Genomic DNA, 13,921 nt, shown 5'->3' with positions numbered 1-13,921 from the left:
TTGGCGTTGCCTGAGTTCTTCGGGGAACGCACTTTTTAGAAGCTGAGCTGCATCTAGCCGGAAGAGTAACGCATCTGAAATCCAACTGCTTCAGTTTGCGCGGGGCGATCTCCATCCAGGATATTCGCTTCGACCCAGCCGGCCTTGCGCAGTATTGTCTCGATGTTGGAGTCGAAGAAATTGTGCTGGGCGATGAGTACGATCCCGCCTGGCCGGACCACGCGGATCCATTCCTGGAGTACTTGAATCTGTTCGGCGGAAGATTCGCGAGGCAGAGCATTGGTGGCGAAGATCGCATCAATGCTCCTGTCGCTCAAAGGGATTTTCATCCAATCACTTTGTGCGAATGTGATACGCTGTAGGAGAGATTTCCTGACGCATTGATCCTCCAGGTCGGGTATCCTTTCGAAGTGGTCCGGATTGCCAAGAGAAGCGTAGCTGGCCGACTGCGCGATGTCCCACCGCTCGAACGCATCTCGCGAATAGAGCCGAGGAGAACGCTCAGGTTCGGAGAGCGTGGTGAGGGCAGACCCAGCAATATCCGTCGCCACAACGGCTAGACCGTGATCCGCGAACAGCCAGGGATGCACGCACAGGCCGACTGAGGGTACTAGAACCTTCGACAACTCGAATTCATCGCACCGGGAGGCGAAGCACTCGGCGAGATCTGAGAACCGGAACACGCTATCCCGGAGCGATTTCCAACTGGCCCGCTCCACTAGAAAGCGGTACCGCTCCTCCCAGGGCAGGTGTTTGACCTCGGAGAAAGCCTCTCTGAACGGGCCACGAAACGGGAACGAAACGTCAATGTAGTTGTTCCCGCCCCAGTAGTGCAGTTCGCCATGATTCTCACCGACCGTGGCGAGGAGGGCTTGAAAGGATGGTTCGAGAGCAGGCTCGATTTGGCCGTTGCGATCCTCACACGGACGGCCCAGGACGAAGCGGACCCACACTTGCCGGTGATCGGTATTGACCTCGGCGCTGACTAGATAATCGTTCCCACTCTGCAGTTCGCGGAATGCACACAGAGCACTGTCTAGACAATCGGTCAGACGCTGCGGGTCGGCGATGTCCACAATGGCTGGATCGTCTGGTAGGCCAATCCTCGCGCCGGGTGAGCAGATGGCCTGAACGGATCGCAACAGGTCTTTGATGTCGATCTTCAATGGCGACTCCCGCCGGCGAACGCACGAATTGTCCGCTATGAGGCATGATTTGTTACGCGACAGCCCATGGTCCAAGTTCGTGGCGTTGTGCCACGTCGTCATTGAACACAATCAGAACATTGTCGGACATGCCGAAAAGCTTGTTAGGATCATCGAGGAGCTGGGCAGCTGAAAAATAGATGCTGCGATTGTTATCGAACGTCATTCGAATATCTTGCGGATAGTAAGTCCGATGGGAATTTGGCGACATGCTGTCGGCCACCCATGTCCAATAACTTTCAATACTGACGATTTTGCGCCACAGAAATGGGGTCCATTCTGGAGCATTTGTCACGTCGTAGGAGACGCCCGAATAAACCTCAGCAGACGGGATATCAACGAACACGCCAAGCCCATATTGAAAGAATGTACCATCCCAAGAGATGCAGACAGATCGTCCATTTGCGGCAATAAGCTCGACTCCGAAGTCGAGAAAATGACCGATTTCGGGATGGTGGCGGAAGTACGGGAGGCCATTTTGGTAGTCGACTTCAGAGTAGATAACCCGGTCAATGGTAAAGCCAACCAAGCGGTTTAAATTATCATCAAACTCGGCTCGTGTATTCATCAGATCTTTTAATGTTATAACACCCGAATCGGCGCCATGAACGCATCGGATGGTTATTCCGCTTCGTGGTTTAGATTTGTCATCGGCGTCAGATGGCCATCTTGTAAAACGTAGAGATCGCAGTTGTACAACTTTGCTCGCATCCGATCGATGTCGCTGTGGTTTAAATCGCAGTCTTCAAAAGCAATGCCTACCGAACCTCGCATCTGATTGGCTACGGCTAGTTGGTTTAGTTGCTCCGCATTGGGAATAGCGGTCAACGTTATTCGATATTCCGTGCCGAGTGGCCAGACTGGAATGGATCCGCTGCGGCCGCCAATTTGGGAAACCGCGCTGGAGAGGAGTTTTTCTTTCCACGTGACGTTCCAGTAGTCGACTTTGAGTGCGATGGCAATCAATAAGACCAGGGAGATAACGATTGTTGCAAATCGATTCATCGCATGCTCCAGGTGCGCACCGGTGATGGCCTCAGTCTACTTCTCTTTTTCTTCGCCAGCAAACAACTTGCCCTATTGGGAGACGCCGCGCCTGTGCGTCACTCTGCGCAAGCGAACAGGCGAACCGGTTGGTCCGCCTGTGGCAGATTGTCATCTTAATTTTATCGGGACCAACGTTCATCAAAAAACGCAGGCTTCCGAGTGATCATTTCTTTTTGAATGACGTGAGATCCAGATCGATAGTGTTATGACCATAGTCGATCGTCTTCACGAGTGTGGCCTCAGCGGATTTTGTAAATTGGGGATTCAATTTCACTTTAGGACGGGGGACATTGTCGATGAACTCAGTCGGTTCGACATAAACCCGATACTCTCCGATAGGGATCTCCGTTTTCCCACGGCCGTAGGTAAGCGTGTATTTGCCGTCCGCCGTGACGCCGCCCACTGCTTCGGCAGTTCCGTCGGCCGGTGAGAAATAGACGTAAAAGCCCCCCAAGGGCTCCCCGTCGACTCGTACTGTCCCTTCGACGCTACCAGTGTTTCCGCCCGAACACCCCAGCGAACCTAGCACCAAGAGCCCGGGAATGATCCAGTTAACTTTCATGAAATTCATAATGACGAACCTTTTCTATGACGGCGCAATTCCAGCGAAGTAGGATCGAGCGCGCTTCGCGTTTCGGCGGATAGATAATTTGCGCCGAGCAAGTTTGCGGTCGAGAAATCGGGAAAAACGAGTGCGTGTGGGCAGTGACTAATAGTTCGAGACAACCTGGCCATCCGCACGTTTGCAGAGCGCTGCGAAGACGTTAGGAATATTCATTGTCTCGGTAAAGAACTGGGTGGAACCATCTCCCATAACGACCTGAACGCCGCCGGGATGCAAGCTGGAGACCCCTTTCCCTTGATTCGCGGCGGAACCGAGCGCGTAATGATCACGATTGATTCCGAACGCGGATCGTGCGAGACAGCGACCATTCCCTTGAGTTGAGTTATGATTTTGTCGACCGTTACCTGCCCAAGCGGCGGCAAAGAAGTTCCCGCCATTGGCCGCCGGTCCTCCGTCTCTTTCGCTGATCAGCACCACATTGGATGTGCCATCGGTCATGTCTCGGAACTTCAAATAGCTATTTCCCCAGAACATTCCGAGGCCATCAAAAGGTTTAGGCGGGCTCACCGAAAAATCGGTCACATTCTGTGATCCGTCGCCTGAGATAGCGACGTAATTGGAGGTCCCAACGGCAAAGTGATTGGATTGCCCAAACGTAGCTAAGTTATTCAGATCTGCGGTAACGTCCGAGGGGCAACGATAGCCGCTAATGACCGTTTGTAATAACGCCTTGTCCGCATCGGAGGCGCCGCTTTTGTAGACCTGTGCCAACGGTCGAGGAGAATGAGGCGCCAAAGCGCTGTACAAGTTTTGCTCTTCTATGAACGGAAGGATCGCAACTCCCCATCCGTACGAGGGGCTGGTTGCACCGCTAATTTCGTCCACGATGTAGCCGGCCGGAAAGGCGCCATACGTATCGTGGTAGTTGTGCATCGCCAGGCCAATCTGCTTGAAATTGTTAGAGCATTGCATCCGCCGCGCCGCTTCGCGCGCTTGCTGGACCGCTGGTAGCAGCAAAGCGATCAGCACCCCGATAATGGCGATGACCACAAGTAATTCGACGAGCGTAAAACCTGAATTTTTGGGGCGAAAGTGTGTGCGATTCATGGGAACCCTTCTGATGAGAATGATCGGGCCTAGACGGTGTGGCGTATAGGCAGGAGGGAATAAATACGTTGTACATGGCCAATTTACGGCCTGGAGGAAGTAGGAAAATGGATTTACCTCCCACTCCGCCTGGCGAATAGCGCGGCCAAAGACTTCTTTTGTTGCGTAAACGGACCCAATTCAGAGCCATGTACCGGTAGCGTCCTGTACAGTTACTGCCACACGGGGAGAATATTCTCGGAAAAAAAACAAGTTTTGCGAAGTTTTCCGGAAGATTCGCCAATTCGGTTTAAAATTTCGACACGTCGGCAGTGAATAAAGGTAGCCGCGAGCTTCACTGGATCGGATGCAATGCAGTGGGCCCGCCGCAGACGAAGACTCCGCAACCGTCGTTTCTTGACGTTTGCTTTTGCAGGAAGGATCGGAGCAGTGACAGAAAATAGTCGCAGACTGGCGGAAACCATGGGCCAGGGACAGCCGGTCGATGCATCCCGTTTCTTGCAGCTTTTTTTGGGGCACGAACGCCAGTTGCGATATTACTTGCATCAATTGCTGCCGGATCGGAACGATGTCGACGAGGTGATGCAGAACGTCAGTATCGTGCTATGGACGAAGTTCAGCGAATTGGAGCAGGAAGAGGGCTTCATTAAATGGGCCTATGTGATCGCTCGGTACGAAGTGCTTATGTATCGGCGTCAGAAGGCTCGCGACCGCTTAATACTCGATCCTGATTTGTTGGCGACCATCGCTCATGAGATCGCGGATTCACCGGAACTTGTTCAAGACTTCCAGCACGCGCTGCACGGTTGTTTGGACAAACTTGTCGAGCAGGACCGGCGGTTGATTCTGCAGGCTTATAGTCACGGACTCAAAGTCACCCAACTCGCCGAAGATCTGCGGCGCTCGGTGCAAAGCATTTATCGAAAACTGTCGGGCCTGCGTCAGCAGCTGGCGCGATGCGTAAGACTAAGTACCGAGCATTGATTGACGAGCCATGAGTGTAAATAAAACAGCGGACGTCAACTCTGAACTGACTCAATTGTTGGGCGAGTACGCCAACGGCGAGATCTCGCCGGCGCGACTTGCCCGGCTCGAAGAGATCTTAAGCGAGAGTCCGGACGCGCGCCGGAACTATATCGACTACTTTCGAATTCACGCCGGGTTGTACGATCTGGTCGATGAATTATCGCAGCGCGATCAACAGTACGAATCGACTGCCTTTGTCGCGGAGGAAAAACGCAAATTCGCGTATCGTGTCTATTGGTTACCGGTGTCGATCGCATTTCTGGCGGCCTGCATTTTGATTGCGTGTTTCGCCCTCCTGCCGGTTTGGCGGGATAGCGCTGCCCCATCGCAATCGATTGCGAAATCTTCTTCGACAAGCGTCAGCAGTAGGCCGGGTTCCTTTGACCTGCCTGCGTTTACGACGTCGCAGCCGATTGCGATCATCTCGCGAATGGCCGATGTCGTCATGGCGCCAGGTCAAGAGTCCTTGCACATCGGTCAAGGCTTGTCATCGCAACAGCTTTCGGTGAAATCGGGATTGTTGCAACTCGATTTTCTTAACGGGGTCACCCTCGTCGTCGAAGGGACCGTCGAATTGGAATTGGTTTCCCAGACGCGATGCAAGCTGCTACGTGGTCAGGCTCGCGTTTATGCGGACTCGCTGGAAAATGGTTTTACTTTGGAAACAGACGAGGCGACGTTTATCGACCGGGGAACGGAATTTGGCGTTCGCGTTGTCCCTGGGAAGAAAGCCGAAGTGCATGTCTTTGAAGGGCAGGTCGACGTACTTCCGCATACCGGCGACCCAGCGACCCGCTCGGTTACGACGGGACGCGCCATGTCCATTTCTTCCCTGCTTCAACCGCAGGACATTCGGGTTCGCCCTGATGAATTTCCGAGCATTCGTGGAATGAACGATCGTCTTTCGGATTTAACGAGTGAGAGATATGCGAAATGGCGGCAGGATCGTCAACAAATCTTGGCGGATGAAGACTTGCTTGTGTTTTATGATTTCCAGTCAGATCCTGATAACGCCCAGCAAGTCATAAATCGCGCCGCCGATGGCCTGAACGGCAATATCGTCGGATGCAATGTCGCTCAAGGTCGTTGGCCCGGCAAGCAAGCTCTCGAGTTCAAAAAGTTCCACGATCGCGTACGCATCAATGTGCCCGGCGAATTTGATTCGATCACGCTTAGCGCTTGGATTCGAATTGACGGGTTCGACCGAGAATTTAACTCGATCATGCTGACCGATTACTTTCAAGACGGGCACATCCATTGGCAATTCCGCTCCAGCGGCATACTGGAATTAGGGATCCGGCCTAAAGATGAAGAGCGGATTTTGTATCTCTCGGATCCTGTCCTCGGATACGAGGATCTTGGTCGCTGGGTCCAACTGGTCACCGTCTTTGATCGCGATCTCGGCAAGGTGTTTCACTATTTGGATGGGAAGTTGATAATGCAAGCTCCCATCGAAACCGGCAGAGAACGAGACTATCGCGCTCCTACCGAAACCTTGGCGAAGCTGCGAATCGGGCATGCTGAACTAGGGAACTGGCGCCGCAAAGACCCTGGCGAGCCCTACTCGATCCGCAGTTTAAACGGTCGCATGGACGAGTTTTCGCTTTACTCTCGAGCACTTAACGAATCGGAAGTCGCCCGTTTGTACGAAATAGGTCGTCCCTAATTGAGGTTGGGCCCGAAACAGCGGAGGAACGTAATTCGCCGTTATTGCTAGCAAGATTGAGGGCTGCGCCTTAAAAAAACGAGCTTGCGTTAAAATCGAAAAACCCCAAAGATAGATGCCAGCAACGTTTGCCGGCATTCCCGCGCGCATGGAGGCGTTTTTTGTGATCCGTTTGTATTCGATTCAATTTTGCTCATTGATTGCTTTGACCTCCTTGTTTGCACTGGGGTGCGGTAGCGGCGAAACGAGTCCGCCTGCGGCTTCAATTGACGCTGACACTACGAATAGCGCGGCGGCGACTGGTGCGCTGGCTGGTTCGCCGGTTTCGGTCGAAGCGAGCGACATGTCTGCGGCGACGCGACAAAACCGCGAAAGCAAGCCTGAAGTGATTCTGGCGACCACTTACGGCGATATCAAGATTCGACTTGATGCAGACAAAGCGCCGGCGACGGTCGATAATTTTTTGAACAACTATCTAGAGTCAGGCCAATACGACGGCACCATCTTTCACTATGTTGCGCCAGGTTCGATGATTTTGGGAGGCGCATTCGCCACTGATCTGCAGCCTAGCCCCACGCGTAGCGAGATTCAGAACGAAGCAGCCAACGGCTTGAAAAATGTACGCGGTACGATCGCAATGACTCGCGATCCGCAGTACATCCACAGCGCAACCAACCAGTTTTTTATCAATCTGGCCGACAACCCCAAATTGGATCATGTCGCCGATGATGAAGAACAATATGGTTACTGCGTGTTTGGCGAAGTGATCGAAGGGATGGACGTGGTCGACAAGATCGCCGCAGCGCCGGTCAAAGATGAAGAAGGTTTCCCCAATCTTCCGATCGAGTCGGTTGTGATCCAATCGGCGAAGCGCGTTCGCTAACAGGCCCCATCGCAAACAATGCTGATCGACTAATTCCCGGCGAAATATTCGTTCCGCAGCGACTCTAACAATTGCTGCAGCGTATAGATGTGGCCGGTAGGCTCATCGATGTTCAACTGCTCGATTTCGTCGGTGATCTCGAGTTGTCCCAGAATTTTGCTCTCGGCGCACAGTTGGGCAGGGTTCCGCAGGATTGCCGTATAAAAGTCATCTCGTTGCGCTAATTCAAGCAGCAGAATTCGCCCCAGCGGTGAGCAAGAAAGTCGCTCCATGCGATTGTAGACGCGCTCGGGTGCAGATATCTGGACTGGCAGTTCGACCGGCGGATGCAGCTTGTAGACGATGCTGACAATAAACTGATTGTCGGCCAAGCTGTGGTGGGGAACGCGTTGATAGGGAAGTGACCACCAACCGAGCAGGCGAAGTTGGGGTAGGAACTCGCGTACTTCGCTTGCTACCAACAGTTGGTCTTCGTTGAATCCGCGGTATGCCAAAAAGTGACGTCGTGCGATCTCTTCGATCTGATCAAACGGTGGCTTCTCGCGTTCTGCAAGATCCTGTGCTCCCGCTCTGGCGGAAGCAGCAATCAGCGCAATTGCGCATCCGATTTGTAGCAGTTGGATACGAAACATTTTTCCGAGTCAAAGTGATGCGGGTTCGCGCAGGCAATGGTGTTGTTTGATGCGTTAGTGTTTCAAAGTTTAGGTTACAAATGGTTGTTTAATGGGGAGAAGGTAAATCGAGATACCGCCTTTGCTTAGCACAAGCCGGGCGCACTTCGAAAGCGTTAAAATCGGCATAAAACGAAGCGGGGCTTGAATCGGATCTACTTGATTAGCGTGCCTTTTGATACCTCTGAACTGATGTGAAAGGAAATTAATCTTGCTTTGGCGATTTAGGCTGTTGAACTCGAGATCAGATTTTTCTAGAATCGGGATCAATCGTCAGTGGGCGAAATTGCTCGTACGGCAGTAGGAGACTCCGTGATGTCGATCGTTACCTATTTTATTCAGCAGTGCCCGACCTGTGGTCGGCGTCTGCAGGTGCGGATTAATGACCTGGGTCGCCATGTCTCTTGCCAGCATTGTCACGCTGAGTTTACGGCAAGTGACCCCAGCATGCCTTCGGAGCCGTTCACCGCTTTGGACTCTGTAGAAAGAGCGCTTCGCAAAGCCGATGCCTTTCTATCGACGCGCGGGCAACATGTGGCGATATTGGCGGCGCCGACTCGTGCTCCGTTGTGAAATCGCGGCAGCAGTTTTGTGATGCTCCTCTGACTTGATTATCCGCACTTCTGCATAAAACGCCCGCGATTAGCGCGGGCGTTGTTCGTTTCTTGGCGAATTGCTGCACATCACGATGCAGAATGCTGGCTTTTCAGCGCGCATCATTTCTGGGATTGCAGCGTCCTGCTTGCTTGTGTCGCTGTGCTTGCGAGTTGAAAATTGCAGCAGTTTAATTTCCTCCGGCTGGAGTTTGTGTGATGAGAAAAGTATTGCTCTACCTAGTTGCTGTGAGCGTCTGCTTGAGCTCGGCCAGCGTGCATGGAAAGTCGCCTGACGTTGCTCAGGCTCGCGCAGCGCTGTGGAAAGCGTGTGAATTTTTTCAAACGCAAGTGAGCGTCGGCGGAGGATATGTTTGGCAATACAGCGGCGATCTTACGCTGAGTGAAGGGGAAGGGAAGACCGCCGGGACGACGACCATCTGGGTTCAGCCGCCGGGGACGCCGACCATTGGCGAAGCGTTCTTGGACGCCTATGACGCGACTGGTGAGAAGTACTATCTTGATGCCGCCAACAAAGCGGGACAGATTTTGGCCACCGGGCAGATGCGAACGGGCGGCTGGTATTACTCGATCGAGACCACGCCGGAGAAGCAGGCCGCATTCGCCTATCGCCATACCAAGCCGCACAAAAAGCAGCAGACTCGCACCACTGTGGATGACAACACAACTCAGGCTGCGCTCCATTTTTTGATTCGCTTGGATCAGGCCAACGGGCAACAGTTGCCGGCGATTCATGATGCGGTGATTTTTGGGATGGATGCGCTGGTCGCCGCGCAGCGTCCCAACGGCGGTTGGCCTCAAAATTGGAAAGAGTACCCGACGCCGGTCGATAAAAAAACATTTCCCGTGGTGAAGGCCAGCTATCCGGCCGAGTGGTCGCGTAAATGGCTCAACGACTGGACCGGCAAATACTATTTGAATGATGACGTGACGGCCGATCTGATCGATACGTTTCTCTTTGCCTACGCCGCCTATGGCGAACAAAAATATCTGAACGCAGCCGAGCAAGGGGGCGACTTTTTGTTGCTTGCCCAAATGCCAGAGCCGCAGCCTGCGTGGGCGCAGCAATACAACGAGCAGATGCAGCCGGTCTGGGATCGCAAGTTTGAACCCCCAGCGATTAGCGGCAGCGAATCGCAACAAGTGATCTCCACACTGCTGCAACTGTATCGCGAAACAGGCAAAGCCAAATATCTAGAGCCGATTCCGGCGGCGCTGCGCTATTTGAATAGGTCGGTTTTGCCGAGCGGCAATTTGGCTCGGTTTTACGAGCTGCAAACCAATCGGCCCCTCTATTTTACGCAAGACTATCAGCTGACATATGACTCCGGTAACGTGCCGGATCACTACAGTTTTACGGTCGACTCAAAGTTAGAGTCACTTTCGCAAGAGTACGAGCGCTATCGGACACGCACGCTGGAGCAACTGAAAGCCGGCCAAGCGAAGAAAGCGGCGAGCTACTCCGAGGATCGGGTCGCTCAAGCCATTGCCGATCTTGACCAGCGGGGCGCATGGGTCGAAACTGGCACGACCAAAAATTACGCCAAAATCAAAAACGCCTCCGGCGTGATTCGTAGTCAGACGTTCGCTAATAATGTGCGGCAATTGTCTAACTATATTTCCGCCAAGGGGCAGGAGTGAGATTGAGATAATGAGTGAAACTCGACAAAACGTGTTGATCGGATTAGCGTTGCTATTTGTCGTGGGCTGCGGTTTTTTCGGCTATCAAGTGTTGGGGAAGTTAGAACGCGTTGTCAACTCTGCCGAGCGAACCGAGGAGAAACTCGATCGTATTATCGAAGCGACAGCACCACTGGGGAGAGCGGCCGTCGAGAAAGGGACGTTGGTGCTGGAGAACATTGACGACCAGGAGATGGCCGATTCCGCATCACGAGGGCTAAAAGATCTTGGTAACGCAGCCAAGCGAAAATTGACCGAGATGATTCAAAACGTCGATTCGAACAGCGATGGGGTCAACGTTGAAATCGAACTGAAAGATAAGTAAAAAGCCGCGAAAGTAAAACTATAAGCCGGGTTTTGTCTCTCCGCACTGGGCGAAGTCGATAGTCATTCCTCTACGACGACGATTGCTCGCCGCCTCTAGCAGCATACCCGGCAGTGATAACGGTTCGGACCAAACCGCGATCGCAACGGCCTAGACCGTCGCGATGCTCTTGCCTGTTTGCCTTGCTCCGGGCGGGGTTTACCAAGCCGAACGAGTCGCCTCGCTCGCTGGTGCGCTCTTACCGCACCGTTTCACCCTTACCAGCCCCAATTGGGACTTCGGCGGTTTGCTTTCTGTTGCACTTTCCCTAGTCTCACGACCGGTCGGCGTTACCGACCGCCCTGTCCTGTGGAGCCCGGACTTTCCTCTCGTCATCGCTCTACCCTGTTGGGTAAAGTGACGACCAGCGACTATCCGTTCTACTTTCGCGGCATTGGGTATTGTATCGTCCTTCGCTGAAGAGGTTCGGCCAAAAACGATAAGCTAGAGTTGAATCTGGTCGAAAATGGTCGACTTAGGCCGCCTAATTCGATTAAAATCGGATCGCGCCCTGTCACAATACCTGCTTTGAAAGACTGCTCATGAAATCGCTGCTGCTAATGTCCGCCGCTTTGGCGACGCTCGCCCTAACTTCCTTGGCCCAAGCCGAAGACAAAACTGTGTACGAACTACGGATCTATACGGCCAACGAAGGGAAGTTGTCCGATCTGAATGCTCGCTTTCGTGACCACACCGTGGCGCTGTTTGAAAAGCACGGCATGACCAATGTTGGGTATTGGACGCCAACCGATCCAGCGCTGAAAGACAACACGCTGATCTACGTGCTGAAGCACGAGAGCCCCGAAGCGGCGAAAAAAAGCTGGGCGGCGTTCCTCGCTGATCCTGAGTGGGTCAAAGCCAAAGCTGCTTCGGAAGAAAATGGCAAGCTGGCCATCAAAGCCGAATCGGTTTATATGACCGAAACCGACTTTTCGCCGCACAATTTGGAAAACGGCGACAAGGAACGGCTGTTTGAGTTGCGCAAGTACACCTGCGATCCAGGTCGCTTGTCCAACCTGCACAAGCGGTTTCGTGATGGCGAACTTGATCTGTTCAGCAAAGCCGGCATGACGCACATCGCTTATTTCACACCCACGGCGACGCCTGAGACGTTGATTTATATCGTCGCCCACAAAGATGACGCGGACGCGAAAAAGTCTTGGGCTGCGTTCCGTGGTGATCCCGAATGGATCAAAATGCGCGACGCGTCGGAAGCCGATGCGCCGATTGTGAACAAGGTCGAAAGCACCATGATGGTTCCGACTGATTACTCTGCGTTGAAATAGTGGCTTCGACCTTTCTTTGATAAGGCAGTGTCAGCCGCTTGGTATTCTTCTGCCAAGCGGCTGATACGCTGGTCCTGTTCAGGCGTCCCGCGAATGATTCAGTTTCGCTGCAACGGGTGTCAGGCTCCGTTCAACGTCTCGCTGGATAAGCAGGGGAAAAAAGCGAAGTGTCCCAAGTGCGGCGAGATTTTGGTGATCCCCACTGCGGACGCGTCGGTTGTATCTGTGCTGCCGCAGACGCAATTGCAACGTAAATCGTCAGAGCCTCTGCAAGTCGCCAATAACCTGGCGTCGCCGATCAAACAGAAATCCGCCACGTTTGCTCCTTGCAAAAGCGAAACCGAGTTACGCCAGGCGGTGATCGGTGCGTTTGTCGGCAAGTTCGAACGGCCCCAGCCCGGCTTTCTCTATGTAATAAGCGTGTTGATCGTTTCGCTGGTAATGATCGCGTTGCCGCTCATCTACCTGACGTTTATCGCCCTGGTAGGTTATGGCGTTTATTACCATCTGCAAAATCATGCCAGCATGCTCGGCGGCGTTCAAGGCAATGGCATGGTCATCGCTTTTTTGCTCTACATTGCTCCGCCGATTATTGCGAGCATCGGCATTTTGTTCATGCTGAAGCCGCTGTTTGCACGGCCTGCCAATCAGCCGCGGACACGTTCGTTGACCGCGAAAAGCGATCCGTTGTTGTTTGAATTTGTCAGCAAGATTTGTGAACTAATCGGCGCTCCCTTTCCAATGCGAATTGATGTCGACGATCAAATGAACGCGTCGGCCAGTTTTCGACGAGGCATGTGGAGCATATTTCGTGGGAATGACTTGGTGCTGACAATCGGAGTGCCGTTAGCTGCTGGATTGACCACACGACAGTTTGCAGGCGTAGTCGCTCGTGAGTTTGGCCACTTCAGTCAAGGCGCCGGCATGCGATTGACCTATCTCGTTCGCAGTATCAGCCATTGGTTTGAGCGAGTGGTTTATATGCGTGACGAGTGGGATGTTTGGCTCAACAAAATGGCGAATGAGCTTGATCTGCGGCTCCGCATTGTATTTCACCTGACCAAACTGTTTGTCTGGATTTCGCGCGGGTTGTTGTGGGGGCTAATGTGCATCGGGCATTTCGCCGCCGGCTTTCTGCTGCGTCAGATGGAATACGACGCCGATCAATACCAGATCCGTCTGGCTGGCAGCGCCGCGTTTCAGCAAACTTCCAATCGGTTGCGGCTGATCAGCGCGGCCTACAAACTTTCAAGCGATATGCTGTCATCCGTGTTTCAACGCGGTGCATTGGTTGACGACATCACCGGATTTCTTCGCTTCCAATTAGAGCGATTTCCTGACGAGATCAAGCAAGAGATCCGCACATCGATCGCTAACGAATCAACCGGTCTGTTCGATACGTACCCCTGCGATCGAGATCGAATCGCCGCCGCCGTCGCAGCTAACTTGCCTGGTGTCTTCCAGTACGAAGGAAATGCGGTCGAACTGTTTGACAACTTTGATCGACTCTCGAAGAACGTCACCTGGGATCGCTATTGCCAACTAACAGGCAACACTCTAAAGCCCGATGCGTTGACTCCCTATAAAGTGTTGATCGCCGAATACGAACTCGATATCTTCGGCAAGCATGCCGCCGAGCATCGCAAGCATGCTGGGACGCTGCCGGCGTTTGAAATTGCTGACCGGGCGAAGATTGCGTTTGATGAGTAACTGCGTGGCGAAATGTGATTGCCGCGAATAGGAATGAGCGTCAAATCGACTTTCTTGCGTAACTATCGCGCGAAAGAATTGATCTGGCAACCAGGCG

Annotated in this window: 14 protein-coding genes and 1 other RNA gene; 8 read left to right on the top strand and 7 right to left on the bottom strand. The window is 53.1% G+C overall.

Translation table 11 applies throughout. The features are described from left to right. Positions 1 to 53: 53 nt before the first annotated feature. The 5 genes from SH421x_RS18220 to SH421x_RS18200 all read right to left on the bottom strand — a co-directional run bounded on the left by SH421x_RS18220 (position 54) and on the right by SH421x_RS18200 (position 3,924). Positions 54 to 1,166 (bottom strand): class I SAM-dependent methyltransferase, encoded by a 1,113-nt coding sequence (locus SH421x_RS18220; protein WP_488851153.1) that lies wholly within the window; start codon positions 1,164 to 1,166, stop codon positions 54 to 56. A gap of 52 nt (positions 1,167 to 1,218) precedes the next feature. Further along, on the bottom strand, positions 1,219 to 1,773 hold the full coding sequence (locus tag SH421x_RS18215) for a hypothetical protein (RefSeq protein WP_488851151.1): 555 nt from the start codon (positions 1,771 to 1,773) through the stop codon (positions 1,219 to 1,221). A 53-nt stretch (positions 1,774 to 1,826) separates the two neighbouring features. Continuing rightward, positions 1,827 to 2,210 carry a hypothetical protein gene (locus tag SH421x_RS18210; RefSeq protein WP_488851149.1) on the bottom strand — a complete coding sequence of 128 codons (384 nt, stop codon included), beginning with the start codon at positions 2,208 to 2,210 and terminating at the stop codon, positions 1,827 to 1,829. A 205-nt stretch (positions 2,211 to 2,415) separates the two neighbouring features. Continuing rightward, positions 2,416 to 2,814: a hypothetical protein gene (locus SH421x_RS18205; RefSeq protein WP_488851147.1), complete on the bottom strand. Its 399-nt coding sequence runs from the start codon at positions 2,812 to 2,814 to the stop codon at positions 2,416 to 2,418. A gap of 147 nt (positions 2,815 to 2,961) precedes the next feature. After that, complete coding sequence (locus SH421x_RS18200; protein ID WP_488851145.1) at positions 2,962 to 3,924, bottom strand: DUF1559 family PulG-like putative transporter; 963 nt, start codon at positions 3,922 to 3,924, stop codon at positions 2,962 to 2,964. 429 nt (positions 3,925 to 4,353) lie between these two features. Here SH421x_RS18200 and SH421x_RS18195 point away from each other — a divergent pair, with 429 nt between their 5' ends. The 3 genes from SH421x_RS18195 (at position 4,354) to SH421x_RS18185 (ending at position 7,499) form a co-directional block, all read left to right on the top strand. After that, a complete protein-coding gene (locus SH421x_RS18195) occupies positions 4,354 to 4,908 on the top strand; it encodes a sigma-70 family RNA polymerase sigma factor (protein WP_488851143.1) in 555 nt (184 codons plus the stop codon). A gap of 10 nt (positions 4,909 to 4,918) precedes the next feature. Beyond that, positions 4,919 to 6,616 carry a LamG-like jellyroll fold domain-containing protein gene (locus tag SH421x_RS18190; protein ID WP_488851141.1) on the top strand — a complete coding sequence of 566 codons (1,698 nt, stop codon included), beginning with the start codon at positions 4,919 to 4,921 and terminating at the stop codon, positions 6,614 to 6,616. A 163-nt stretch (positions 6,617 to 6,779) separates the two neighbouring features. Continuing rightward, positions 6,780 to 7,499: a peptidylprolyl isomerase gene (locus SH421x_RS18185; RefSeq protein WP_488851139.1), complete on the top strand. Its 720-nt coding sequence runs from the start codon at positions 6,780 to 6,782 to the stop codon at positions 7,497 to 7,499. Positions 7,500 to 7,528: 29 nt separating this feature from the next. Here the strand turns inward: SH421x_RS18185 and SH421x_RS18180 are convergent, their stop codons facing one another. Next, a complete protein-coding gene (locus tag SH421x_RS18180) occupies positions 7,529 to 8,131 on the bottom strand; it encodes a hypothetical protein (RefSeq protein ID WP_488851137.1) in 603 nt (200 codons plus the stop codon). 354 nt (positions 8,132 to 8,485) lie between these two features. Between SH421x_RS18180 and SH421x_RS18175 the strand changes: the two genes are divergently transcribed. The 3 genes from SH421x_RS18175 (at position 8,486) to SH421x_RS18165 (ending at position 10,789) form a co-directional block, all read left to right on the top strand. Continuing rightward, positions 8,486 to 8,743, top strand: coding sequence for a response regulator (locus SH421x_RS18175; RefSeq protein WP_488851135.1), 258 nt, complete (start codon positions 8,486 to 8,488; stop codon positions 8,741 to 8,743). Between the two features lie 239 nt (positions 8,744 to 8,982). After that, positions 8,983 to 10,425 carry a pectate lyase gene (locus tag SH421x_RS18170; protein ID WP_488851133.1) on the top strand — a complete coding sequence of 481 codons (1,443 nt, stop codon included), beginning with the start codon at positions 8,983 to 8,985 and terminating at the stop codon, positions 10,423 to 10,425. Positions 10,426 to 10,435: 10 nt separating this feature from the next. Beyond that, entirely contained in the window at positions 10,436 to 10,789 is a 354-nt protein-coding gene (locus SH421x_RS18165; RefSeq protein WP_488851131.1) for a hypothetical protein, read from the top strand. Positions 10,790 to 10,794: 5 nt separating this feature from the next. On the opposite strand, the gene rnpB is transcribed toward SH421x_RS18165, so the two are convergent. Beyond that, an RNA gene (gene rnpB, locus SH421x_RS18160) (RNase P RNA component class A) lies at positions 10,795 to 11,215 on the bottom strand. Positions 11,216 to 11,370: 155 nt separating this feature from the next. On the opposite strand from rnpB, the gene SH421x_RS18155 reads away from it, so the two are divergent. Next, entirely contained in the window at positions 11,371 to 12,114 is a 744-nt protein-coding gene (locus SH421x_RS18155; protein ID WP_488851128.1) for an NIPSNAP family protein, read from the top strand. A 93-nt stretch (positions 12,115 to 12,207) separates the two neighbouring features. After that, complete coding sequence (locus SH421x_RS18150; protein ID WP_488851126.1) at positions 12,208 to 13,824, top strand: hypothetical protein; 1,617 nt, start codon at positions 12,208 to 12,210, stop codon at positions 13,822 to 13,824. Positions 13,825 to 13,921 lie beyond the last annotated feature (97 nt).

This window comes from Blastopirellula sp. SH421 (assembly GCF_057808535.1).
The sequence above is the reverse complement of the archived record's forward strand: the minus strand, read 5'-3'. Positions and strand labels throughout refer to the sequence as shown.